Origin of the sequence: Nostoc sp. CmiVER01 (genome assembly GCF_034531135.2) — a bacterium.
Lineage (GTDB): Bacteria > Cyanobacteriota > Cyanobacteriia > Cyanobacteriales > Nostocaceae > Nostoc.
Genome location: NZ_JAVRBU020000003.1, coordinates 267,948 through 293,136, shown reverse-complemented (window position 1 = coordinate 293,136; position 25,189 = coordinate 267,948). Strand labels below are relative to the sequence as shown.

The 25,189-nt window shown below is 42.2% G+C and carries 23 protein-coding genes and 1 pseudogene; 13 read left to right on the top strand and 11 right to left on the bottom strand.

The features are described 5' to 3' along the window. Positions 1 to 291: 291 nt before the first annotated feature. The 5 genes from RMZ43_RS06175 to RMZ43_RS06155 form a co-directional block, all read right to left on the bottom strand. Positions 292 to 1,143: a prepilin peptidase gene (locus tag RMZ43_RS06175; RefSeq protein ID WP_322655165.1), complete on the bottom strand. Its 852-nt coding sequence runs from the start codon at positions 1,141 to 1,143 to the stop codon at positions 292 to 294. A gap of 125 nt (positions 1,144 to 1,268) precedes the next feature. Continuing rightward, complete coding sequence (locus RMZ43_RS06170) at positions 1,269 to 1,529, bottom strand: hypothetical protein (RefSeq protein ID WP_104908437.1); 261 nt, start codon at positions 1,527 to 1,529, stop codon at positions 1,269 to 1,271. An 88-nt stretch (positions 1,530 to 1,617) separates the two neighbouring features. Next, complete coding sequence (gene leuB / locus RMZ43_RS06165) at positions 1,618 to 2,706, bottom strand: 3-isopropylmalate dehydrogenase (protein ID WP_322655164.1); 1,089 nt, start codon at positions 2,704 to 2,706, stop codon at positions 1,618 to 1,620. A 233-nt stretch (positions 2,707 to 2,939) separates the two neighbouring features. After that, on the bottom strand, positions 2,940 to 5,690 hold the full coding sequence (locus tag RMZ43_RS06160) for an HAD-IC family P-type ATPase (protein WP_322655163.1): 2,751 nt from the start codon (positions 5,688 to 5,690) through the stop codon (positions 2,940 to 2,942). A gap of 110 nt (positions 5,691 to 5,800) precedes the next feature. Next, positions 5,801 to 6,343 (bottom strand): hypothetical protein, encoded by a 543-nt coding sequence (locus RMZ43_RS06155; protein ID WP_322655162.1) that lies wholly within the window; start codon positions 6,341 to 6,343, stop codon positions 5,801 to 5,803. A gap of 256 nt (positions 6,344 to 6,599) precedes the next feature. On the opposite strand from RMZ43_RS06155, the gene RMZ43_RS06150 reads away from it, so the two are divergent. Then, the gene (locus RMZ43_RS06150; protein WP_322655161.1) at positions 6,600 to 7,025 is read left to right on the top strand and encodes a universal stress protein; all 426 of its coding nucleotides are present in this window, start codon (positions 6,600 to 6,602) and stop codon (positions 7,023 to 7,025) included. Between the two features lie 301 nt (positions 7,026 to 7,326). Further along, positions 7,327 to 7,791: an SRPBCC domain-containing protein gene (locus RMZ43_RS06145; RefSeq protein WP_322655160.1), complete on the top strand. Its 465-nt coding sequence runs from the start codon at positions 7,327 to 7,329 to the stop codon at positions 7,789 to 7,791. A gap of 34 nt (positions 7,792 to 7,825) precedes the next feature. On the opposite strand, the pseudogene RMZ43_RS06140 reads toward RMZ43_RS06145, so the two are convergent. From RMZ43_RS06140 to RMZ43_RS06125, 4 genes and pseudogenes are all read right to left on the bottom strand, one after another. Beyond that, a pseudogene (locus tag RMZ43_RS06140) lies at positions 7,826 to 7,924 on the bottom strand (DUF4277 domain-containing protein); the annotation flags it as partial. Positions 7,925 to 8,215: 291 nt separating this feature from the next. Next, positions 8,216 to 9,694, bottom strand: coding sequence for an alpha-amylase (locus RMZ43_RS06135; RefSeq protein ID WP_322646204.1), 1,479 nt, complete (start codon positions 9,692 to 9,694; stop codon positions 8,216 to 8,218). Positions 9,695 to 9,806: 112 nt separating this feature from the next. After that, the gene (locus tag RMZ43_RS06130; protein ID WP_322646205.1) at positions 9,807 to 10,433 is read right to left on the bottom strand and encodes a DUF1003 domain-containing protein; all 627 of its coding nucleotides are present in this window, start codon (positions 10,431 to 10,433) and stop codon (positions 9,807 to 9,809) included. 166 nt (positions 10,434 to 10,599) lie between these two features. Further along, entirely contained in the window at positions 10,600 to 10,986 is a 387-nt protein-coding gene (locus RMZ43_RS06125; RefSeq protein WP_322655159.1) for a hypothetical protein, read from the bottom strand. A 151-nt stretch (positions 10,987 to 11,137) separates the two neighbouring features. On the opposite strand from RMZ43_RS06125, the gene rppA reads away from it, so the two are divergent. The 7 genes from rppA (at position 11,138) to purT (ending at position 19,114) form a co-directional block, all read left to right on the top strand. After that, positions 11,138 to 11,818: a two-component system response regulator RppA gene (gene rppA / locus RMZ43_RS06120; RefSeq protein ID WP_322655158.1), complete on the top strand. Its 681-nt coding sequence runs from the start codon at positions 11,138 to 11,140 to the stop codon at positions 11,816 to 11,818. 86 nt (positions 11,819 to 11,904) lie between these two features. After that, the gene (locus RMZ43_RS06115) at positions 11,905 to 13,185 is read left to right on the top strand and encodes a sensor histidine kinase (RefSeq protein ID WP_322655157.1); all 1,281 of its coding nucleotides are present in this window, start codon (positions 11,905 to 11,907) and stop codon (positions 13,183 to 13,185) included. Positions 13,186 to 13,436: 251 nt separating this feature from the next. Beyond that, positions 13,437 to 14,291 (top strand): mechanosensitive ion channel family protein, encoded by an 855-nt coding sequence (locus tag RMZ43_RS06110; RefSeq protein ID WP_322646208.1) that lies wholly within the window; start codon positions 13,437 to 13,439, stop codon positions 14,289 to 14,291. A 205-nt stretch (positions 14,292 to 14,496) separates the two neighbouring features. Continuing rightward, positions 14,497 to 15,447, top strand: a complete 951-nt coding sequence (locus RMZ43_RS06105; RefSeq protein WP_322646414.1) for an ABC transporter ATP-binding protein — start codon at positions 14,497 to 14,499, stop codon at positions 15,445 to 15,447. 41 nt (positions 15,448 to 15,488) lie between these two features. Next, complete coding sequence (locus tag RMZ43_RS06100; protein ID WP_322655156.1) at positions 15,489 to 17,246, top strand: ABC transporter permease subunit; 1,758 nt, start codon at positions 15,489 to 15,491, stop codon at positions 17,244 to 17,246. Between the two features lie 156 nt (positions 17,247 to 17,402). Beyond that, entirely contained in the window at positions 17,403 to 17,885 is a 483-nt protein-coding gene (locus tag RMZ43_RS06095) for a pentapeptide repeat-containing protein (RefSeq protein WP_322655155.1), read from the top strand. Positions 17,886 to 17,950: 65 nt separating this feature from the next. Further along, entirely contained in the window at positions 17,951 to 19,114 is a 1,164-nt protein-coding gene (purT, locus tag RMZ43_RS06090) for a formate-dependent phosphoribosylglycinamide formyltransferase (protein WP_322655154.1), read from the top strand. 37 nt (positions 19,115 to 19,151) lie between these two features. Here the strand turns inward: purT and crtH are convergent, their stop codons facing one another. Further along, positions 19,152 to 20,642 (bottom strand): carotenoid isomerase, encoded by a 1,491-nt coding sequence (gene crtH, locus RMZ43_RS06085; protein WP_322655153.1) that lies wholly within the window; start codon positions 20,640 to 20,642, stop codon positions 19,152 to 19,154. A 352-nt stretch (positions 20,643 to 20,994) separates the two neighbouring features. On the opposite strand from crtH, the gene upp reads away from it, so the two are divergent. From upp to RMZ43_RS06070, 3 genes are all read left to right on the top strand, one after another. Next, complete coding sequence (gene upp, locus RMZ43_RS06080) at positions 20,995 to 21,645, top strand: uracil phosphoribosyltransferase (RefSeq protein WP_322646213.1); 651 nt, start codon at positions 20,995 to 20,997, stop codon at positions 21,643 to 21,645. Positions 21,646 to 21,720: 75 nt separating this feature from the next. Next, positions 21,721 to 22,074: a hypothetical protein gene (locus RMZ43_RS06075; protein WP_322646415.1), complete on the top strand. Its 354-nt coding sequence runs from the start codon at positions 21,721 to 21,723 to the stop codon at positions 22,072 to 22,074. A 127-nt stretch (positions 22,075 to 22,201) separates the two neighbouring features. Then, positions 22,202 to 22,471, top strand: a complete 270-nt coding sequence (locus RMZ43_RS06070; RefSeq protein WP_322646214.1) for a YggT family protein — start codon at positions 22,202 to 22,204, stop codon at positions 22,469 to 22,471. Between the two features lie 408 nt (positions 22,472 to 22,879). Here RMZ43_RS06070 and RMZ43_RS06065 read toward each other — a convergent pair whose 3' ends face one another. After that, on the bottom strand, positions 22,880 to 24,271 hold the full coding sequence (locus RMZ43_RS06065) for a cytochrome P450 (RefSeq protein ID WP_322655274.1): 1,392 nt from the start codon (positions 24,269 to 24,271) through the stop codon (positions 22,880 to 22,882). Positions 24,272 to 24,554: 283 nt separating this feature from the next. Here RMZ43_RS06065 and RMZ43_RS06060 point away from each other — a divergent pair, with 283 nt between their 5' ends. Further along, positions 24,555 to 25,187, top strand: a complete 633-nt coding sequence (locus RMZ43_RS06060) for a ParA family protein (protein WP_229483082.1) — start codon at positions 24,555 to 24,557, stop codon at positions 25,185 to 25,187. The last annotated feature ends 2 nt before the right edge of the window (positions 25,188 to 25,189 follow it).

Genomic DNA, 25,189 nt, shown 5'->3' with positions numbered 1-25,189 from the left:
GAAGAACTACATCTGTCTAGACAGGCGGGTAGTTAATAAGGGTAATACAAGTCACAAGCTGAATATTATCAAAATATCAAGGGTAGATGGGGTAATGCTGGTTACAGTCACGAATTATAAATATTTATTATGAATGGGCATTGGGCATTGAGAAAAGGACTTGGGGACAAGGAAAATTGGGGACAATGGGAAACACTTGTTGCAAGTTCTGATTTAAGTCCCCTTGTCCCCTTGTCCCCTTGTCCCCTTGTCTCCCGTGCCCCCTGCTCCCCTGCCTCTTCCCCACCCAGTTCAAGACGCTGCGAAGAATAACCGCAGGTAGCTAGACAAAAGGGCTTCGCCGCTAAATAGAGTAATTACAGATCCCAAAGCCAGAAAAGGGCCAAAAGGCATCTTTTGTCCTAATTTTGGTAGCGATGTCTCTTGACTCGCGGCTTTGCGTCTACGCATAATAATGACACTGCTGCCAATTAACGCTCCTAGCACACAAGCAATAAAACTAGCTAAGAGCAAATATTTCCAGCCTAACCAGGCTCCCATCATAGCTGCTAACTTGGCATCACCTGCACCCATTGCAGTTTTACCAAAGGCAATTGAACCCAATAGAGCGATCGCATCAAATAACCATAAGCCCAATACTGCACCGACTATTGCCATCATCAGGTGATTTACCAATGCCACGAAACTATCCTCTGGTAAAAAACCAACCACCATTTGAAACAAAATCCCCACCACCAAACCCGACTGAGTAAGTGGATTGGGTAAGGTCATTGTATCTAGGTCGATAAGCGATAGTGCCAATAACCAGCTACAAAAAGCCCAATAGCCTATTGTTAAAGTCGAAACTTGGAATACCAAAAAAACTAATAAAAAAATTATGCCCGTTACCCCTTCTACCACAGGATAACGGACAGAAATTTTGCTTTTGCAGTATCGACAGCGCCCTCTTAACGAAATCCAACCAAATACTGGTACATTGTCGTAAGCTTTTAGCTGGTTTAAGCATTTAGGACAACGAGAGGGCGGCCAAAGAATTGACAACCCAGCAGGTAGCCGATAAACAATAACGTTGATAAAACTGCCAATAGATGCACCTAAAGCAAAGACCATTACACTCGCCAAAATGGCGAACAAAATGTCCATACAATCATTTGTCCTTTGTCATTTGTCCTGTGTCATTTGTCGTTTATCTTTTGTCCTTTGTCGAGAACTAATGACCAATGACCAATGTACAGACAAGGGTTAATCGCGTCTGTACTGACCAATGACTAATACATGTGCGATTCTATTTGACTCAAGGGCACAAAACATTCTTGAGGTAAAAGAACTGGTTGGTTAGTGAAAATAACCTTACCTCGATGAGTCACACGATTAATTGCTACACCGGAAGGTTGCCCAGCTATTTCGGGATGTACTTCACAGTGAGTATAGTATATCTGCCCGGCGGCTCTGATTACAGCAGGATCAATCAAAGGCGATTGGTTCTTCGGGGCGGTAAAATTTACTTGACCTTGTCGTAATGCGTACACTATCGACTGTTATTTGATTGCTAGATTTCCCTTTAGTCTACCCGAAACTTATGGCAAAGGTTGCCAAATTGCCCAAGTGGCATTTTAATTATTTTTTTTCAAGAGCTAAAATCAGTGCATCGCCCATAGCACGGCAGCCTAAAAGGTTTTTTCCTGGAGAAATTATATCCCCGGTACGATCGCCTTGTTCTAAAACTTGCAATACGGCTTGTTCGATGTTATCTGCTGCTTGTGGTTGGTCTAAACCGTAACGTAACATCATCGCCACACTCAAAACCTGTGCCAGAGGATTTGCCTTATCCTGTCCGGCAATATCCGGGGCGGAACCATGAACTGGTTCAAATACACCAGGCCCAGAAGCACCCAAACTAGCCGAGGGCAACATTCCAATACTACCTGTGAGCATGGCAGCAGCATCAGAAAGAATATCACCAAACAAATTGCCTGTGACAATAGTATCGAACTGCTTGGGAGCGCGTACTAACTGCATAGCAGCATTGTCTACATATAAATGAGACAGTTCGATATCTAGATATTCTTGTGAAAGTTGGGTGATGCGATCGCGCCACAACTGAGATACTTCTAATACGTTGGCTTTATCCACCGAACAAAGTTTTCCGCCACGTTTGCGGGCTGCTTCAAACGCCACTCGTCCAATGCGTTCGATTTCCGATTCGCTGTAAACCATTGTATTTACACCGCGTTTTTCACCAGTTTCTGTGGCAAAAATCCCTTTAGGTTTACCGAAGTAAATCCCACCAGTGAGTTCACGCACTACCATAATATCCACGCCTTCCACAACTTCGCGTTTCAAAGTCGAGGCGTCGATTAGCTGGGGCAAAATTTTCGCTGGGCGCAAATTGGCAAATAATCCCAAACCTGCACGTAGCCCCAACAAACCTGCTTCTGGGCGTAAATTGGATGGCAGGGAATCCCACTTATAACCACCAATAGCGGCAAGTAATACAGCATCACTGTTACGGCAGGTATCTAGAGTGGCAGATGGTAGGGGTTCGCCTGTGGCATCAATTGCTGCACCACCGATGAGAGCTTCTTGGAATTCAAACTTCAGATCGAATTGCTTCCCTACGACTTTCAGCACATCTACCGCCACTGCCATAATTTCAGGGCCAATGCCATCGCCGGGGAGTAGAGTAATGCGGTAGTTCTGGGTCATAGCTGATTATTACTAGGTAAATGCTTACAGATTAAATATCATACCTAGCAAAATGTACCGATGGAATTTTTAATCTATTAAGGTATGGCTCCAACGTAATCATCTGACGTTGTATGAAACTGCTATTCCTTTAGTGAAAAGTTTTACCCAAGCTAGTTGTCCTACCACACCACCACAAAGAGTGATGGTTGTTTGACTTCATCTAAATTTTCCTAGCTTCTCTAGCACTATCCTTAGTTGAGCGGATCGAAACGCTGCAAGATGAGAGCTATAAACACCACTGGCAAACCTACACCCATACAAATGAGAGCTTGGGTAAATGTCAAAGGTGTGGTGTTAAATACTTGATTCATCATGCTCCACTGACTAAACAGACATTGTAAAATCACCACAACCACAATTCCGATCGCAGGTGCATAGGCTATGCGTGTGCGTTTACCTTGGATTTTGGCAACTAGAGATGGTAAAAGCTGGGTAATGCTTAATAGGTAAAAGATTTCTGCTGCCACTAACCCATTAATCGCCATCGTGCGTGCCAAGGCTTGATTGTCTGTAGTTTGAAGTATCCATTGAAATACCCCAAAAATTACTAGCCAATTGAAGGCGGAAATCGCTAAGATGCGCTGGAGTAAACTACCTGATAAAAGCTTTTCTCTAGGATTGCGCGGTGGTTGCTGCATCACTTGTCCAGATTTTGGCTCAAAGGCTAAAGGAGCAATCAACCCTACTGAACTGACCATGTTCAGCCAGAGAATTTGGATTGGTAAGATGGGAAGTGCAGTAGACAGGAGAATGGCAATTAAAATCGTCATCGATTCTCCGACGTTGATCGGCAGCAAGAAAGCGATCGCTTTTCGCAAGTTGCGGTAAACCCCGCGCCCTTCTTCGACAGCAGCTTCAATTGAGGCGAAGTTATCGTCAGTTAGAAGCATATCCGCCGATTCTTTGGCAACCTCTGCCCCGGCTATGCCCATCGCTACACCAATATCTGCCTGCTTGAGAGCGGGAGCATCGTTGACACCATCTCCAGTCATCGCCACAATTTCGCCCTTGAGTTGCAACGCTTTCACCAAACGCAACTTTTGTTCTGGAGCAACTCGCGCAAATACCATGCCTTGCTCGGCCGCTTGGGCGAATTCTTTTTCATCCATCTGAGTTAATTGCTGTCCGGTGAAGACCTGTTCTTCAGTCGAGCAAATTCCCATTTGGCGAGCGATCGCAGCTGCCGTTAGTGCATGATCTCCAGTGATCATCTTCACCTGAATCCCAGCAGATTGACAGGCACCCACAGCAGCGATCGCTTCCTCACGGGGCGGATCGATTATGCCTTGAAGTCCTAAAAACACCAGTCCTTGATCGAGATCGTGGCGATTTAAAGAGCGTTTAGCCGCAACTTCTTTTCTAGCAAAAGCTAGCACTCGTAATCCTTGGTTTGCCATGCCAGCAACTTCCTCTTCTACTGTGGCTGGATTGAGCGCAGCCTGTTGCCCTTGAGCATCGAACATGCGATCGCATCGTTGGAGAATTGCTTCCACAGAACCTTTGAGATAAATCACATTGAGCGAGCGCTTTATATCCAATTCATGCAAAGTCGCCATGTATTGGAATTGGGACTCAAAGGGAATAGTATCGATTCTGGGTAATTCTTGCTCTAGATTCTCTTGCGTCAATTCCGCTTTATTAGCGGCCGTAATCAATGCTCCCTCAGTTGGGGTTCCGACTAAGTTCCACTGTCCGTCTCGCCATTCGATGTGAGAATCATTGCATAGTAATCCCGCTTCCAAAGATTCCCAAAGAGCAACATGTCCATCTGCATTGAAATCAATAGGCTGCTGATTCATGAGGATTTCACCCTCTGGGGCATAACCAATACCGCTAACGGTGTAGTGTTGCCCACCTGCATAAATATTCTGAACTGTCATCTGATTTTCGGTCAACGTGCCAGTTTTGTCAGAGCAAATAATAGTTGTACTTCCCAATGTTTCCACAGCAGGTAACTTGCGAATAATCGCGTTACGTCGTGCCATGCGGGAAACCCCGATCGCCAACGTGACTGTGACAATTACAGGTAATCCTTCCGGAACCGCGCTGACTACCAGAGCTACAGCTGCTTTGAAAACATTAATCCAAGATTCGCCTTGTCCTAATCCGACTGCAAATGTCAGGGCAGCCAAACCTAAGATCACATACAACAAGGTTTTGCTAAACTTGTCAATATTTCGCGTCAGTGGTGTTTTTAACCCTGTGCTGCTTTCAATTAACTGTGATATCCGACCGGTTTCAGTGGCATCTGCGATCGCTACTACAATCCCTTCTGCTTGTCCGAAGGTGACGAAACTTCCTGCATACGCCATATTGCTCCGTTCGGCTAATGGTGTTTCGACAGCCAGCGATGGAGTTGCTTTCTCCACCGGAACGGATTCACCTGTTAAACCAGACTCGTCAACTTGTAACCCACGCACACTTAATAGCCGCAGATCCGCAGGTACTTTATCCCCAGATGCTAGCAGTACCAAATCGCCCGGAACAAGTTCTATCGAAGCCAAACGGGTTTTTTGTCCATCACGAATTACAGTTGCTTCGGTGGTGACAGCTTTAGATAGAGCTGCGATCGCACCTTCTGCTTTCGATTCTTGAATGTAGCCAATGATGACATTAATTAGGGTGACACCAAAAATTACTCCGGCATCTATCCAATCTTGCAATAGCAGCGTTACTACTCCTGCCGTCAGCAAAATATATAGTAGTGGTTGATTAAATTGCTCTAAAAATTTTAGCCAAGGACTTTTACCATCTTTAGTAGTTAGTTGATTTGCACCCATCTGTTGATGCCGCGTGGTAGCTTCTTTATGAGTCAAACCTGCTTCTGGATGGCTGGCTAACATTTGCACAATCTGCTGTTCTGCCAGAGTATGCCATTCATAATTGAGTAAATCTTTTGTGGAATCAGCAAAAGTATTTGTAGCGATCGTATTTGTTGCCATCTTTGTCTCCATGCAGTAACCGTTAAACGAATTCGTAATTAAGAATCATCAGATTTAATCTGGATTTCTCTGTTTGAATCTGTACTTTTCTTTTTTTCAAATTGGTGTTATTACGAGAATCTTTTGCTAAGTTCATAAATATGCCACTCTCGCACACCCCAGTAACGGAGAATCGATTCTGCTTGCCATATTTCATCTACTGTTCCCTCTAGCTTCACCAAAAATTCTTCTTGTAAGGTAGTTGGCTCACAGAGTCTAGGTTGCCTTTCGGGAGCAAACCAACCTTGAAAAGCACCATACACACTGCCAAAAATTGCACTCGCTCCACCCGCCAGCAGTGTACCCAGCACAGACTCAACCGCTAATGCCGGGCCAAAACCGGGAATCACTAATACGCCAAGTCCGGCTGTGAGTGCCAGGAAGCCCCCGGCTGTTCCTCCTGTAATTGCGCCAGCTTTAGCACCTTCGATCGGAGTTATGGGATGTTTATCTGTATTAGCATCCTCGTGCAACTTTTCGTGTTCAGAGTCTAAAGTAAACACAGAAATTTTCTGCATAGGAAAGTCAATTGCTCTGAGTTCATCAAGCACCTGTGTTGCAGCTTCACGGGTAGAAATGATGCCTATGGCATTTTTAAAAGGATGGAAATTCATCACAATATCTCCTATAAAAATAAGTAAATTGAAAACAAAATTTTATTAATATATAAATAATAAAAACTAGAGTTCTTGAGTTTGATTGTGAGCCTATTAGTTACGCTTATCTGCTTCTATTTCAGGATTACCGATAAATGTGAATGAAAAGTGAATAAATCATTTATCCTACTCACCTTTCACTTTTGAATCACATTTATCCCTCAAGCTAAAAGGCAACAGGGATGAATGAAGTAATTGATTATTGGAGATGTGTATGAGCTTTAAGAAGATTTTGGTGGCGGTCGATGATTCACCTGCAACTGCAACAGTGTTCACAAAAGCACTTGAATTAGCCCAAAGAGAAGCTGCTCAGTTAATGATTAGTCACAGCATTGAGCTAGTAGTTTCTAGTCAAGCTACTATGAACTTAGTAGAACTGAAAATACAAACAGAACAGGCACAGGGTTTACTGCGGTTCTACTATCAGAAAGCAAAAGCACAAGGCATTCTGGCAGAATTCAGTTATCAAACAGGAGATCCTGGGACTAACATCTGTGATTTAGCCCAGAGTTGGGGAGCAGATTTGATTGTGCTTGGTCGGAGAGGACTTAAAGGATTTGCCGAATTTTTAGCAGGAAGTGTGAGCAATCACGTCGTTCATCATGCTCCATGTTCCGTCCTGGTAGTTCAAGGTCAGTAGTTGCTTCAGAACTGTCTACCAACCGCCATAATTTTGCTGTTAAAACGTGAGTTTTCCACCAATAGTATTCATTATGTTTTACAAGAAACAATCTAGTTTTCTTGTAGTCCGCCAAAGAAACTTTGCATGGTTTATTTTATGGTAGGAAAATCAAGTTATTTTCTCCCCCTGCTTCCCCTGCTTTATCTGCCTGGCTTCACTCGTAATTTTTGGGTTTGTCGATTATTAGGACTAGAATACATGGGGTTGTTTTTAGCAGGAATAACCGTTTTAATTGTGGTTTTTCTATCAACTCATACCCATGAAAATCTACACTGAAATCGAAATTCAGGCATCTGATAAGCAGGTATGGAACTTACTTACTGATTTCGCCAGTTTTCCACATTGGAATCTGTTTATTCGTCAAATTAGTGGTTCGCTGAGTGAAGGGGCACAGCTAACTGTTCACTTTCAGCCTCCGGGTACAGATATTATGATCTTTCGACCTACGGTGATTACGGTAGAAGCAAATCGCAAATTGCGCTGGTTAGGGCATTTTTTGATCCCAGGTTTATTTGACGGTGAACACAGCTTTATCATTGAGCCGTTAGGGAGCGATCGCGTTCGCTTCATTCAACAAGAATCTTTCCACGGCTTACTAGTACCTCTGCTAGCTCGTCGATTAAATATCGACGTTCGCCAAGGGTTTGAAGCCATGAACCAAACATTGAAAACCAAAGCGGAATGTATTAAAGATGAGAAACAGGAGGTCAGAAAGTTTATATAGTTAGCTTTTATAACTTTCCTCAACTATATATTCACTCATTAATTATTTCTACTAATCCTATCGGATCTAATATTCCTGCTACTATCCCTAAATGGTCTATGTTCTGAATCTCAATTTCTTTGGCATTTAACATCACAATAGAATTATCCATTACTTCTATTGCAATTTTCTCATACTAATTTTATATGAAGTTGCATAGAATGGAAAGACTAAAAACTTTGGTTGGTAAGCATTCTAGCTTTCTAAAGTCTTATGCAGCTTTACAATAATTTGGCATCAAATAATTTTGGTTATTAATTAATTTTTTTAAACTCTTTCATATTTTCAAGGACATAAGCTAGTGCGCTTGGTACTACCTAAGTTCTCTTTTAGGCAAAGTTTGTCAAGCGCCTAACTTTCTGCATGAATGCTACTAAAACCCAGACTATGACTGTGGAACCCAAACAGAAACAGAACCAGCATTGCATCGAAAATCAGCCCAGCCCTCATCATTTGTTGTGATGGGTTCGCTGAAATGTTCAGTAATGTCAATGTAAGTGCTGTTGGGTTGCCCAACTTCCATCCACTTAGTCCCCTCTTCCCCATTACTCAAAACAACCGCCATCCCGCCAGGATGTTCTTCGTCTCCTAAGCGTGTCCAGCCGATTGTATTAGCGTGATCGAAATAATCGTATTGGTCGCCATAAGCATAGGTTTGACGGGCGTGCAAAAATTTATCAATTATCCATTGATGACTATCGAGCCAAATCTCATACTCATTGCCATCTGGGCCTTTATCTTTATAATGAGCACCATAGTAATCAGCATGGAAGATACAGGGATAACCATCACTTCGCAGTAGGATCAACGCATAAGCCAACGGCTTAAACCAGCTTTCTACTACAGACTCCAATGACTGCAAAGGTTGAGAATCATGATTCTCTACTAAAGTAACGGCTAAAGCAGGTTGTTGTTGCACCAAGGTGTTATCAAATATCTGCCGCATGTCGTAGTCACTGCCTTGTGTGCTAGCTGCGCTAAAGTTATAGTGCAATGGCGCATCAAACAACAACACATCGCCACCGGTGACGCTAATGAAATGGTGCAGTGCTTCAATTTCATAAGACCAATACTCACCAACGGCAAAGAGATCGCGACCTGCTTTTTGGCGACAGTGATTCAGCCACTCTGGAAAAAAGCCAGCTCTAACGTGTTTAACGGCATCAAAACGAAAGCCATCTATATTAGTGGTTTCTACAAACCACTCACCCCAGCGATTCAACTCGTCGCGAACTTCTTGATTCTCCATATCAAGATCGCATCCCATGAGATAGTCGAAAGCGCCTTTTTCTAGGTCAACCTGTTCGTCAAATTGTTTATCTTTAAACAGGTAAACTGCATTCTCTCCTTCGTTGTAAACATTGTAATCAACCGCGTCGAAGTGCCACCAGTGCCATTCCATATCGGAGTATTTGCCCTTCCGACCTGGGAAGGTAAAGTGAGTCCACACTTTTATAGTTTGCATCTCACCGATTGCCTCGTGGCGATTGTCTGGATTGTAGGGAGTTGCTTCCACCTCTTCAGCTTCGTCTGCACCTAACTTGTGGTTGAGGACAACATCCGCATATACTCGAATGCCAGCATCTTTTGCAGCTTTGATAGCAGCGATATACTCGTCTTTTGTGCCGTACTTTGTCCGAACCGAGCCTTTCTGGTCAAACTCGCCTAGATCATACATATCGTAGACCCCGTAGCCAACATCGAAGCCACCCCCTGTTCCTTTGTAAGCTGGGGGTAACCAAACAGATGTAACACCTGCATCAGCTAACTCTTTGACTTTCTCTTTAAACTCATTCCAAAGATTGCCATCAGGAGGGATATACCAATGGAAGTACTGCATCATTACACCATTCAATTGAGCCATTTGTATCCCTCTAGTCAAATATTACGATAAATTGTTATTGCCAACACAAAAATTATACTTGAAGTTTTGTTTGATGTTTCTAAATACAAAAAAGTCTACTAAAAAACTGCGATCAACTGATATTGTTTTCTTCTGTAGATGATAGTTCTTGAGCCAAGTTTTTCTGGAGTGCTTCTAATACCGCGATCGGGTCAGCCGGTTCCTGCATCAATTGAGCTTCCGAATCATGCCGATTTAGCACATCAGGCAAATCGGTACGGAGTTCTTCTAATAGAGCAATAATCTTGGCAATTTTTTGCTCGGAGAGCAGGTTAAGCTGTAGCATCAGTTGCGCCCTCTGTTCGGCAAAGTTTTCTTGGCGAGTTTGTCGCACTAATACTCCAGTTGAAATTACCAATGCAGCAGCGTCTAAGCCTTGATTTGACCAGCTAAACGGGGGTAAATTGAATGGTAAAAGGCGCTGAAAGAAACTGCCAAAAATCCACAAAGCTAGTATGAGTAGCAAACTATACATAAATGCCGATCGCCCAAAGAATGTAGCGATCGCTTCTAGTATGCGTTGGTGGGCAGGAATATCTCGAACTTCCTGGGTATGAAGTGAAATAATCGCTTCAATATTTTTTGCAATCGGGTCTGGTAATGGAGCCACGATCACTTGATTTCGAGAAGCTTTATCTTTGAGTTCGTTAGCACCTGAACTGAAGTGTTTGTTGGCTGTATCGTCTGCGTTGTAACTCATGCAGCAACTCCTGAATCTGAATTTTACTTGATTATTGCTTCTCTTCTGATACTGTCGGCAAATGGGAAAAGTATTAGTCGTTGGTAAGAGTTTGAAGCCTGTTTACGTTTCGTAATATAGTTGGATTTATTTCCGCCCACTTACTTAGCCTGAAATACTATCAATGTTATTCAACAAATTCATAGCGTACTAACTTTCTAACATCCTGACGGGGTAGACCTAATTCTTGGGCAATAGTCGCTTCGATTTGGTTGAATTCTATCGTTGGCAGTTCTAATTCCAATCGCTTCAGAATGGGATCTGCTGTTTCTACTTCAACCTGAGTAATTCTCTTAGTTCGGTTGATGGCGGCATTAATGAGCAACACATTGACTGATATTCGGGCTTCGAGTTGGGTATCTGACTGAAGTTTATTTTCCGTAGAATTGGGTCGGCTTAACTCTTGGGCAGCTAGGAAACTACAGCCAAGCCAAAACGCAACCGCTACCAGTGGTAGAGGCAACCAAAACTCTAATCCCAGCCCTTGCAGCCAACGTTTACTAATACGCCACACATTACACCTACTTCTGATTTTGCTAGGTCACACTCGATCTATATCCAAATGGGATAGACAACTTCTCAAATGTGACTGATGAAAGACGTTGAGATTGCTTCAATGCATTATTCTAAACAAGCACAAATGTATATTAAGTGTATATAAGGTGATGAAAATATTACTGGTAGAGGATGATCCAAAGCAATTAATGCCACTACAAATGGTTCTCTCTCAGGCTGGACACAGCGTTGATGGTGTCAAGGATGGTGAAACCGCTCAATGGCTTTTGGCTGAAAAAGAATATGACCTGCTGATTTTGGATTGGATGTTACCTCGGATTAGTGGAGTGAGTTTGTGTCAACAGTATCGGGCGGCGGGAAAAACAGCTCCTATATTAATGATCACGGCAAAAGATACTACACCTGATAAAGTGATCGGCTTAGATGCCGGAGCTGATGATTACCTAGTCAAACCAATTGATATTATAGAGTTCATGGCGCGGGTGCGGGCATTGAGGAGGCGATCGCCTCTTTGGCAAGGAGATACGCTCCGCTTGGCAGACCTCGAACTTCACCTCGATACACTAATTTTGGAGCGCCAAGGGGCGACTGTATCCCTTTCCAGCCAGGAATTTCAGTTGCTAGAGTATTTCATGCGTCATCCCCGCCAAGTCCTGACTCGCAACCAAATAGAGCAAGCCGTATGGGAGTGGGGTAGTGAGCCAGAAAGCAATGCAATCACCGTTATAGTTCGTAAACTTCGCCAACGTTTGCAAACATTAGCAGCAGGAGATTGGATTGAAACTGTCTATGGTATGGGTTATCGTCTCAACCCACCAGAAGCAACTTGAGATTTAAAACACCTGAGACGGAGAATAGGCAGTAGGCAGTAGTGTAGTTCAATGACAAGTCTTGTAATTACGAATTAGTATCAGTTTTGTTTAACCGCAGTCGTCGTAACTTAGCTCGTTGGTTTACCCTTTCAATGGGGTGCATTCTCATCCTTTTTGCTGGAGTCATTTATAATCTTGAGGTGAAAGACAAGCTCAAAGCATTAGATCAACTGCTTTATAAAAGAGCAGAGCTAATGGCAGCCAGTTCACAATATCGGCTGTATCAAGGACAAAAACAAGTCGATCTGAGCAATATACCGCTATTGGGTAGTGGTTCTCACCCTGCTGATATTGAACTGGTCTATGTTCGCTGGTATAACCCGAATGGCAAACTCAAGCGGTTTTTTGGGACTCCACCTCCAGAACAGTTAAAAACATTATCTGGGTTTCTCACGATCAAGTCCGCTGACCCTTTTACAGACAAAGTGCTTTGGTTGCGTCAGCTAACTCTGCCTGTTCAAGGAGGAAATTCGGTCATCGGCTATCTGCAAGTTGCTATCCCTCTAACAGAAACTCAAAATGATCTCAACGAGTTTCTGTTAATGTTGAGCCTAGCAGTACCTGTAGCACTGGGGCTAATTGGACTTACAGGTTGGGTACTCGGTGGTATAGCCATGCAGCCTGTTCAGCAAGCCTATAACCAACTACAGCGTTTTACATCAGATGCTTCTCATGAGTTGCGATCGCCTCTGTCTGCAATTTTAACCAATGCCCAAGTTGGGTTACTAATGGCCGCAAACCATCCCCAAATCCATCCCTCAATGGAGAACATCATCGATAGCGCTAAGTTGATGAGTACCTTGGTCAGTAACTTATTGCTCTTAGCTCGGCATCAAGGACAATTAACTCCAGAATCACTCAAAAGGGTAAATCTTAATGGCTTGTTGGAGAATCTAGTTGTTCATTACACTACTATTGCGGCAAAAGCATCGCTCAAATTCATTAGCCATTTGCCAGAACAACCCATTGAGTTGTGGGCTGACCCCGATTTGCTGCGGCTAGCTGTGGAAAACTTACTCAACAACGCTTGCAATTACACTCCGTCTGGTGGAACTGTCTGGTTACGTTTAGAACCTCACCCAGATCGGGCAGTAATTCAGGTGATTGATACTGGAATTGGAATTCCAGAGGCAGATTTACCTTACATTTTCGATCGCTTTTACCGAGTTGACACAGAACGTACAAGAGAAAGCGGTGGATTTGGGTTGGGATTGGCGATCGCTCAACAAATTGTCCAAGCTCACGGCGGTCACATTCATGTGATGAGCAATGAGGGTAAAGGCTCGACGTTCCAGATAAAATTACCGCTTATGAGCCATTCCTAAATCACCCTTAAGAGATGATGATTCATAATTAATATCTAAAGCCAAGAGCTATGTGTAGCGACTTGCAAACAGACAAGGCACTGTTAACGAATTTAAGTAGAGCATCTTAAAAAAACTGTTCAGACATTCTCTGAGAACACTTTGCTATTTGCTGCCTAGCACACCAAAAATTAAAAAAAACTATTTATAAACGATTTTTATTTAATTTATAGTATGTTTATTGTGTTTAATAATTCACAGACAAAAAAATTATGGATTTCAGGCAAATTAGCGTAGTTGCTAGTCAACTTTTAACTCTGTTTGGACTAAAAGTTTTAGGTGCGATCGCTCTGTGGCTGATTGCTCAACGCTTGATTGATTTTGCATTAAAGCTGGCGCGACGTGCTTTCCGAAGCCAACACGTTGACCCGACACTCATTAACTATCTTCTGAATATCATTGGTGTTACGTTAAGAATTGTTCTAGTTGTGGCAATTCTTGGATTCTTTGGGGTTGAAACAACTTCTTTTGCTGCATTGTTAGCAGGAGCCGGTATTGCAATTGGTGCAGCATGGGGGGGATTATTGGCCAACTTTGCAGCTGGAGCATTTTTAATCGTTTTTCGACCTTTCAAAGTTGGTGATTTCATTACGACAGCAGGCGTTACAGGTACTGTTACAGAACTTGGACTGTTCACAACTAGTATTAATACACCTGATAATGTATTAACAATTGTTGCCAATAATAAAATCTTTGCTGACAATATCCAGAATTATTCTGCCAATCCTTACCGTCGGGTTGATCTAGTGGCTCAACTGCATCATGATGTGAAACATAACGAAGCGATCGCCCTTTTAAAAGCGAAAATTAGCCAAATCCCTAATGTCCTCCAAAATCCAGCACCAGATGTAGAAATTCAGACTTTCAATTTTGCAGGGCCTGTACTAGCAGTACGTCCTTATTGCAATAATGACCATTACTGGCAAGTTTACTTCGACACTAATAAAGTTATTCGTGAAACCTTTAACGAAGCTGGATATCCAGTTCCCGAATACCGTTATGCAGTTAGCGGTTTATCTGGTAATGGGATTAATAACGTTATCCCACCACTATCAGAAATAACTTGACACTAGAGTAAAAAGTCAAGGTTTTCTTTGTAAATATTTCCTAAATAGCAGAATAAGAATTAATAAGTAGTTAAGGTATACGCCTTACCTACTTTTTTATGTCACCCATTTCTTTAAAGTCAGTTTCAATTTCCGAAACAAGCCTGACAGAAGTTGGAGAAAGAGGTTACGTTAAGTGTTAATCACAAGCCGCACCCCAGCAGCGATGGTAAAAGAATTAGCAATTTGCACCCGTGGACTAACTAAGCAATTTGACAGACACGTTGCTGTCAATGATGTGGATTTAGAAATCCAGGCGGGAGAAGTATATGGACTGATTGGGCCCAATGGCGCGGGTAAAACAACTCTCATCCGAATGTTGGCAACTGCTGAGGAACCAACAACGGGTGAGATTTATATTAATGGCGATCGCTTACTCCGTGACAAAAGTAATCCCAAACTGAAGCGTCGTTTAGGCTACTTACCCGATGACTACCCGCTATATGAAGATTTGACAGTCTGGAATTACCTAGATTATTTTGCGCGTCTCTATCGTTTAAGAGAACCACGTCGCACTCAACGTTTACATGAAGTTTTAGAACTCATCCAACTTGGCAATAAACGTCACAGCCAGATTTCTACTTTGTCGCGGGGGATGAAACAGCGCTTAAGTTTAGCGCGAACCATTATCCACGAACCGATTTTACTACTACTAGATGAGCCTGTCTCTGGGCTTGACCCCATTGCCAGGATGCACTTCCGCGAAATCATTAAGGCTTTGCAAGATGCTGGGATGACTGTAATTATTTCTTCTCATGTTCTCAGTGATCTAGCGGAACTGTGTACATCTGTGGGAATTATGGAACTTGGCTTCTTGGTAGAAAGTACCTCTTTACAACAACTGTACCAACGTCTTTCGCACCAGCAAATTGTGATATCAACTCTGGGAAACCTAGAGACACTTTTAAGAGAATTGAAACATCACCATTTAGTAGAAGAGTGGGAGGTAATATCAGGAAAAAACAGTGTACGGGTGAATTTTTCAGGGAAAGAAGAAGATAGTGCTGAGTTGTTGCGATCGCTTATTAAAGCAGACATCCCCTTGAGCGATTTTCACTGCACCCAAGAAGACTTAGAAACTATTTTCTTAAAATTAGGTCACAAACAAGCATCTTAATGCATCAATAAATATCACTTATTTCTGGAGAAATTCTTCCTATGATGCCCAATTTAATAGATAAAATAGGCGATTGGAATCCGCAACTATTGCGAGAACTCAAAGGACGGCTGAAATTTTTTAATGTTGCGATCGCTGTTGCTACGTCTTTACTTCTACAACTCGTAGTCTTTGTATATCAGTTCCGCGAGTTTCCTGATGATCAATACTCCTTAATGGGCACGTACTGTCGTTTGCGTCAAGGATATCAAGGGCAACAAAATCAGATTTACCAGCAATTAGATCAAGATAAAATTTATGATTTAAATAACTTTTTTTCAAATAACTTTTGCCCTCAAAATCAAATTGATTGGCAAATGTGGTGGCGAGATCATTGGGAATATATATTCCTAACATTTAGTGTAATTTTTGTATTTACACTATTAGTTGCAGGAACTTATTTGCTAATTAACGATTTAGCCAAAGAAGAAAGTCGCGGGACATTGAATTTCATCCGTCTTAGCCCCCAATCAGAAACAAGCATAGTGACTGGCAAATTGCTAGGAGTACCGAGTTTAATTTATCTCGTAATTTTAGTTTCAGTTCCTTTACATTTGTTGGCTGGCAGTTCTGCCAAAATTGCTTTTAATTACATTTTTAGTTACTACGCAATTCTTGTTGCCAGTTGTCTTTTCTTCTACAGTGCCGCACTACTATTTGGTTTAGTAAGCCGTTGGTTTAGTGGTTTTCAGCCTTGGTTAGGTAGTGGCGCAGTTTTGCTTTTCTTGTTTACAACAATAGCATTTGCATCGTCTTATAACAACGGTTTAAATAATGCAACTGCTTGGATAAGGCTTTTCGCTCCTTGGGATACAATCAATTATTTATTTCCTCACTTATTGCGTGTATACAATGGTTCTCAACTAAACAGGTTAGAGTTTTTCTTTTTACCATTAGGGAAAAATATTGTTAGTGTTATTAGTTTCCAGTTGTTAAACTTGGGATTATGCAGTTATGGAATATTACAAGCTCTCAAACGTTGCTTTCGTAATCCTCAAGTTTCAATCATCAGCAAGGGACAAAGTTATTTATTAGTAGCTTTTTGTCAAGTGATGATGTGGGGATTTAGCTTACAATATTGGCAAAATAATTCTAACTATTACGGACAGTATGAGCAAAATTTAATTTTTCTGGCAATATACAACTTGGGGTTAATTTTTAGTTTGATTGCTATTCTTTCGCCTCATCGTCAAGATGTACAAGATTGGGCAAGATATCGGCATCAGGAACTTTCTAGTCGCAAGAGTGTTTGGCAGGATATAATTTGGGCTGAAAAAAGCCCTGCGCTTGTGGCGATCGCTATTAATCTGGCAATTATTATTATCCCTTTGCTAGTCTGGATTTCAATTACATCTGTTTTGGATACAGACAATTGGCTAAATAGCAATTTTGGCAGGTTGAAACTACTTTTAGCTGTAGCTTTGTCTGTCAGCATAATCATGATTTATGCTACAATTGCCCAACTAATACTTTTGCTGAAAACTCCCAAACGTTCTTTCTGGGCAATAGGTACTATAGGCGTGGTATCGTTCTTACCACCAATGATTCTAGGATTTCTTGGCATATCCTCGTCGAAATATCCTACTGTATGGCTGTTTTCAACTTTTCCTTGGGCTGCAATACAGTACTCTGGAGCAACAACAATTTTTATGGCATTCCTAGCTGAGTTGAGTGTTCTAGCATTATTAAACTTCCAGTTAACAAAACAGGTGAGATTGGCAGGCGAATCTGCAACGAAGGCACTGTTAGCAAGACGCTAGGATCGCAAGCCGGAAGTCAAAAGTCAAAATGAATACAGCGTGCGCTGTAACAGGTAAGTAATTATCTATTAGAACCCCGATTTGTTTGAGAAGTCGGGGTTCTTGCATTAAGGTTAAACTTTTCATTAGCATAAGTATCATGGTAATTTGACAAGAATGCTAAATCTGCCAACTCAAGACCTACGCCATACAGCCATTCAGTATTTAGAACAAAGTTCTTCACAGCGTCTACAGATTCTTAAGCAACTTGGTATAGCTCGTTATGATTTCCTCACAAAAATACGACTAAATGAAGCAAATATTATCTGTATGATAAGGTTTTTCCAATATCCAAGTCAGCTAAAATTTCCGAATCTTATAGGAGCAGATTTATCTAATTTAATTTTAGATGGGGTAAACTTCATTCGGGGAAATTTATCAGGAGCAAATCTGCAAAATACCAGTTTAGTAAATGCAGACCTCTTATTTGCAAATTTTACGAAAGCCGATTTAAGAAATGCTGATTTACGAGGCGCAACTTTGAATGAAACTATTTGGTTAGAAGCTTTAGTAGATAAGTGTCAGCTTGGCGTAGGTACTGGTTTAAATGATTTGCAACGTCAAGATTTACAATTACGCGGTGCTAACTTTAATTCTTGAGAAAATGAGAATTAAAACACACAAGATTATAAGATTATTAAATTGAGATTGATTTGGAGAAGTTAATGAGTATTAAGTTGCCTCAAAAATTGATGTTGCTAGGTTCAGGAGAACTAGGCAAAGAATTTGCGATCGCAGCTCAACGTCTTGGTAATTATGTGATTGCCGTTGACCGCTACGCCAATGCTCCAGCTATGCAAGTTGCTGATGCTTATGAAGTTATTTCTATGCTCAGTACTGATGATTTGGAAGCTGTAGTAAAAAAATATCAGCCAGATATTATTATACCAGAAATTGAAGCAATCAGAACAGAAAAGCTGATCGAATTTGAGCAGCGAGGGATTATAGTTATACCGACTGCGGCGGCCACGAACTATACAATGAACCGCGATAGAATTCGGGAACTAGCACATCAACAATTAGGCATTAGAACGGCTAAATATGGTTATGCAATAACTCTAGAGGAATTGATTGCAGTTTCTGATGAAATTGGGTTTGCTAATGTTGTTAAACCTGTGATGTCATCCTCTGGCAAAGGTCAGTCTGTAGTGCAGGATGAGAGTGAAGTTGAGAAGGCTTGGAATTATGCGATCGCTAATTCTAGAGGAGACAGTCAAAAGGTCATCGTAGAAGAATTTATTAACTTTGAAATTGAGATAACTTTACTAACAATTAAACAGTGGAATGCACCAACTATTTTCTGTTCTCCTATTGGTCATCGCCAAGAAAGAGGAGATTATCAAGAATCGTGGCAACCCGCAGAAATTTCTGAAGAAAAGATATTAAAAGCTCAAGAAATAGCCATCAAAGTCACCGATGCTTTAGGAGGAGCCGGAATTTTTGGCGTTGAATTTTTCATTACTAAAGATGAAGTGATTTTTTCTGAACTTTCTCCCAGACCTCATGATACAGGAATGGTGACATTAATTTCACAAAATTTAAATGAATTTGAATTACATCTGCGAGCAATTTTAGGCTTGCCAATTCCTCATATAGAACTGCTAGGAGCATCAGCCAGCGCGGTAATTTTAGCTTCAGAAAAATCTGATTCTATTGCTTTTAGTGGTGTAGCTGATGCTTTGTCAGAAAAAGATGTAGATATTAGATTATTTGGTAAACCTACTGCTCATCCATATAGGCGAATGGGCGTAGCTTTGGCGAAGGGTGATAATGTCGAAGAGGCTAGGGAAAAAGCCACGAAAGCAGCCAATAAAATCACAATTATCTAATCTAATATCGATTCAAAAATAATCCAAACCTATGGCGTTAAAATCCTAAATCTACGGCAATGCGATGGGCGCAAGCAAACCCAGAAAAAGCTACTGCATTCAACCCTTGACCCGGAAAAGTACTATCCCCTACACAATAAAGTCCTGGAATAGCTGTGCGATTAAAGGGCATATTCAATAACCCCCACAACTTGCGCTGGGGAATTGGCCCATAAGTGCCATCCTGACGACCCAAAAAGCGGCGATGGGTGCGGGGTGTCCCCACTTCTAGGTAATCCAATCCAGCATCTAATCCGGGAAAAATCTTTTCTAGGCGGTCAATAATTCGCCAAGCCGCCTCTTCTTTCTTCGCTTCGTACTCACTCGGAGAGAGTTTTTTCCAATCATCTATCCAATGAGGCGTAAATGCGTGAATGATGTGGTATCCATTTGGTGCTAAATCTGGATCAAGCAATGTGGGAATCGAAACGAAAACAGTACCTTCTGCTGCTGTCATCTTTTCCCAATCTTCTAGCAAAATATGGTGACACTCTGTCCCCGCAGGTAAAACTGACTTTTTTACCCCAATGTGCAAACTCAAGAAGCTTGGAGATTTTTGATAATTTTGTTGCCACTTTTTCTCATTATGTGGCATTTCTTCTACTGATAATAATTGTTCAAACGTATCCCAGCGTGTAGCATTAGAAACTATGCGTTTACCCCGATATACTTTACCATTAGCCAGTTGCACACCTACCGCTTTTCCCTGTTCTGTGAGAATTTTCGTGACTCTAGCTTGATACTGAATTTTACCTCCAGCCTTCTCTAGACCTTCCACCAGTTTTTGGGCAATTTGTCCTACCCCGCCTTTAGGATAATTAACTCCGCCATAATGCCTGTCAGAAAAGACCATCCCAGCATTAATCATTGGTGTCATACCTGCTGGAACCACCGACCAGCAATAACACTCCATATCGATAAATTTCAATAATTGCGGGTTTTTAATGTAGCGCCGCGCCACATCCCCGGCATTTTGGGGCAGATACTTAGCTAAACCAAGACACGCTAAAGGGTGCTGAAAAAATACCCGCAGTAAATACCGAGGTTCTTCCAGCGACAGCAAATCCATGCTGTTGAGACACTTGAATACTTTTTGGCATTCGTCATAAAAGCGACGAATCCCCTGGTCTTCATGGGGAAAATGAGCAATAAGATTTTGCAAAAATTTTTCATAAACCCGGTCAACCTTCAGGTTTAAACCTTTGGGTAAATGATAATGAATCTGTACCGGATCTGCGATCGCTTCTTGGCTAACATTCACGGCTGACAAAGCGCGGGTAAGTAGATTAGTAGTGCCGTTTTGTCCCAGCCCAAAAATCATCGATGCGCCAACATCAAATCGATAGCCTTGGCGTTCAAAATAACCAGCGCTCCCACCTGGAATCAAATAACGTTCCAGTACGAGCACTTTCGCTCCCTTAGCTGCTAACTGGGTTGCTGTTACTAATCCGCCAATCCCAGACCCAATCACGATCGCGTCATTTGTCATTTGTCATTTGTCCTTTGTACTGAGCGTATCGCTAAAGGGTAGCCTCTCGTAGAGAAGTATTTGTCCGTTGTCTAGAGTCAATATTTAATTTAACTAATGATAAATGACCAATGACTAATCAAAAAAAAGAGGGACGAGCCTGCTGCTGCTGGCTAATCCCGTCTGCCGATCCTTAAAAGAGAGGAGAACACTGTATAACAATATAGCCTTGATTGAGAATTAATGTCAACTACTAATGAAAATTTTTATCAATAAAATTGGTAGCGTTAATTATCAGCTGTCAGCCGGATACAGGAAAGAGTATTATGGTGTTTTCAGTTCTTATACAATAAAAAAGCCCTTCTTTCTGGCTATGACGCTACAATTGCGGGTTTATGTTCCACCCCATCCCCTAATCAAACACTGGCTGGCAGTTGCCCGTGATGCAGGCACACCTTCAGTGTTATTTCGCAGTGCCATGACTGAGTTGGGAAGATGGCTGACTTATGAAGCTGCGCGAGACTGGTTGCCAACCCAAGAAACGACAGTGCAGAGTCCCTTGGATACTTGTTCAGCAACCGTAATTGATCCGCAAATACCAGTGGCAGTAGTACCGATTCTACGGGCTGGACTAGGATTACTTGAAGGAGCGCAGACTTTACTGCCTTTAGCTTCTATTTACCATTATGGTTTGGTGCGAGACGAAGAAACACTGCAACCTCATTGTTATCTGAACAAGTTACCAGAAAAATTTGACCCCGAAACACGAGTGTTAATTACCGATCCGATGTTGGCAACAGGGGGGTCGATCATGGCGTTAATGGCAGAATTGACACAACGGGGTGCCGATCCGACCTTGACCCGGATTGTCTGCGTGGTGGCGGCTGCACCAGCTTTGCAAAAACTGAGTGCAGCTTATCCAGGTTTAATAATTTACACGGCGACTATTGACGAAAAACTTAATAACAAGGGGTATATTGTACCGGGATTAGGAGATGCAGGCGATCGCATCTTTGGGACTTAAGCTAGTATGCAGCTAGGGCAGGAAAATAGCATAACTACTGTAAAAGTTGCAAGGTTTGTTGAAGGCGGTAAAGATATGAGTCAACGAGATGGTTTTGGCAGTGGTTTCGTCGCAGGGGCATTTGTCGGTGGCGTATTTGGCGGTGTTATCGGGGCACTGATTGCTTCTCGACGCAATCCAGAATTGCTAGCAGAGGAGGAGACAGAACTGACGGATAGCCAAGCCGAAGCGAAAAAAATAGCAGCAAAGCGGCGTCAAATGAAAGCCTCAGAAAGCGAGAGCATCGGCATAGAAACGGCTAGGCGATCGCTAGAAGATAAAATTGCCCAGCTAAATGCCACAATAGATGATGTGCGAAAGCAACTGGGAAATGTTAATGGCGGTTCACCCCAAGCAAGCAATGATCGCTCCCTCACTAAAGACTCTTGAAGTCTGTTCAGGCGTGGTGAAAATGTCAAGTGTGGTAAGTGCTAAATCCGCAAACATCATGACATGGACTAAATTAAAATTAAAAGATAAGACCGCGTTTGACACTTAGTAGGAAACAAAGCTATCCATGAGTTTACTGATTACGACACTAATTACCTTTGTCACCTTTTATAGCTATTTGCTAATTATCCGGGTTTTGTTGACCTGGTTTCCGCAAATCAACTGGTATAATCAGCCATTTGCTGCTTTAGCCCAAATAACCGACCCTTATTTAAATCTATTCCGCTCAATTATTCCCCCATTAGGCGGTATGGATTTTTCTCCAATCTTAGCTTTCTTCGCGCTCAACTTAGCTGGCAGCTTTCTGACCTACTTTTTGAGAGCTATTCCTTATTAATTAGCCTGCCATCTATTTGTATAGGGATTTTGATTAGTACCCGAATAAGAAAAATTGTAGAGACGCCAATTGTGAAAGCGTCTCTACAATTTTTTTAGATAGAGAAGAAACAGAAATTCAAACCTCTATTCAATTACTGCCATTAACTTTTGTTGAATCAGCAACGAGAAGCTTTTTTGGCAGTTATAAAGCAATACAGTTCAGTTAAGCATTTCTTTCTTCTCTCTGCGTCCTTGGCGTCCTTGGCGGTTCGTTAAAAAAATTGAGTTTGACAAAGAGTTTTAGCCTTAACTGAACTGTATTGAGTTACAAAGTGCAGCTTCAGCGCGTTTGCAATCTATTATTTAGTTTGCCCATACTATGAGAGAATGAAAGCGATCGCCTTCAGCATAGCTTCACTTAAGTACATCAACCTAAACTAGAGGTGGCAACGGTATTTGCACGCTTAACTTGAGGTGTAGCAACCATCCGCATTCCGGCAGGTGCAGCTATAGTTAAACCCCGCCGCACAGGATGCACAGGACGTTTATTCACTAGCGATACTTGAAATTCTGACAAAATAGTTGCCAAGACGATTTTCATTTCATACTGGGCAAATGCCATCCCAATACAGCGACGATTACCGCCACCAAAGGGGAAATATTCATAAGGTGAATATTGTCTTTCTAAAAAGCGTTCTGGTTTGAACTGCTTGGATTGTGGGTAAACTTCTTCTCGATGATGCGCTAAATAAATACTAGGAATTATTGCTGTCCCTTGTGGCAATTCGTAGCCCATAATTTTAATTGGGGTCTTCACAACCCGCACGAAAGCAGTCATGGCAATTGGGTAAATTCGCAATGTTTCTTGGCACACTGCTGTCAAATAGGGCAATTTAGCTACACTACTCAAATCGGGGTTAACTCCAATCGTATTGAGTTCCTGTAGCAACTTTTCACGCACCTCAGGTAAATGGTCAATCCAGTAAAAAGCCCATGTCAATGCGGAAGCAGTAGTTTCATGTCCTGCAACTAGCAGCGTCATCAACTCATCGTGTAATTCTTCATCTGACATCCCTTGACCATCGTCGTAACGAGCAGCCATCATCAAACTTAGGATATCTTGACGATTTTGCTCGGATTGTGCCCGACGTTCTCGAAGCAAAGTATAAATAAGTTGATCAATTTTTTGCCGTTGTTGCAGAATCCGGCCCCACGGACTCCACGCACCGAAATCTTTTTGCATGAATCTGAAAAAGAAGGCACTAGACATTACAGGCGAACTGATGAAGTCTAGTAAGTCACTTAGCGATCGCCTCAGTGACTCAAAAAGCTCTCCCTCATTTAAACCAAATACAACCCGCAGGATAACACGCAAGGTGATTTCTTGCATCGATTCGCGGATTTTAAAAGGCTTGCCAATTTGCCATTCACTACTCACCTGTCGGGTTATTTTTTGGATCTCCTGACCATAAGCTCGCATCCTTTCGCCATGAAAAGGAGGAGTTAGTAGTTGCCGTTGGCGCTGGTGGCGATCGCCATCCGCTAACATAAAAGAGCGATCGCCAAGCAAAAATTTTAGTCCTATGTTCCCCCTGCCAACCTCAAAATAGCTAGAATTAGCATTAAAAATCTGCTCAAGCGCTTGGGGTTGACTAAAGTACACAAGATGGTTATCAGAGCGACTACTCCTGATGGTAAAAGTGTCACCATAGATTTTGGCAAAATCATCCACATATTTTATAGGCTGACCAATAAACTTGATCATCCGCAGCCAGCGCGGCATTTGAGGCCCATCAGGCAAATTGTAAGTTGCTGTCATTGGAGTTTGGGGAATTGATGGCTTCTGAATTTTATTGTTACGAGTTTTCATGTTCTTGAGGCCCACATAAAGCGGTATATTCATCATGGGGGAGTAAGAAGTAGGGAGTAGGGAGTAAAAAGTGGAAGAGAAGGATAATAACTAATAACTTCTAATAAGTAACTCAGTACTCAACACTCTTTCAAGTCAGTCCATAATTAAAAAATCCCACAACCAAAAATGAAAAAGATTTCTTCCCTACTCCCCACTTCCCACTCTCCACTCCTTTTTCCTAGCTAAAGCAGTGCCAAAAATCATCGCTATTCTTAACGGTAAAGGAGGAGTCGGTAAAACGACCACCGCAGTCAATCTGGCTGCAAACTTTGCGAAGAAAAAAAAGGTACTGTTGATTGACGCAGATATTCAAGGTTCTGCCAGTTGGTGGTTTGGGCGCAGTCAGCAGGGAATGGGATTTGATTTATCTCAAGAAACAGATCCCACACTTTTAGGTGATTTACAAAAGATAACAGGTTACGATTTAGTAGTAGTAGATACGCCTCCCGCGCTGCGCTCTGAAGCATTAGTGGCGGTAGTTGCGATCGCAGATTATCTAGTTTTGCCTACACCCCCAGCCGCAATGGATTTAGCTATCCTAGTGGAAACAGTCAAGCAAGCCGTCATCCCCGTGGGAACTCCTCATCGGGTACTGCTTACCAAAGTGGATACGCGCAGTATGGGGGAAGCACTAGAAGCAAAAAACACTCTGACTCGATTAGGTATTCCTGCTTGTAATACCTTTATCCGTGCTTATAAGGCTCATGAACGAGCGGCACTTGAGGGTGTAGCGATTAGTCAATGGCGAGGAAGTAATGCACGGGAGGCGGAGTTAGACTACCGCCGTGCAGCTGATGAATTACAGCGTGATTGGAGAAAATAATA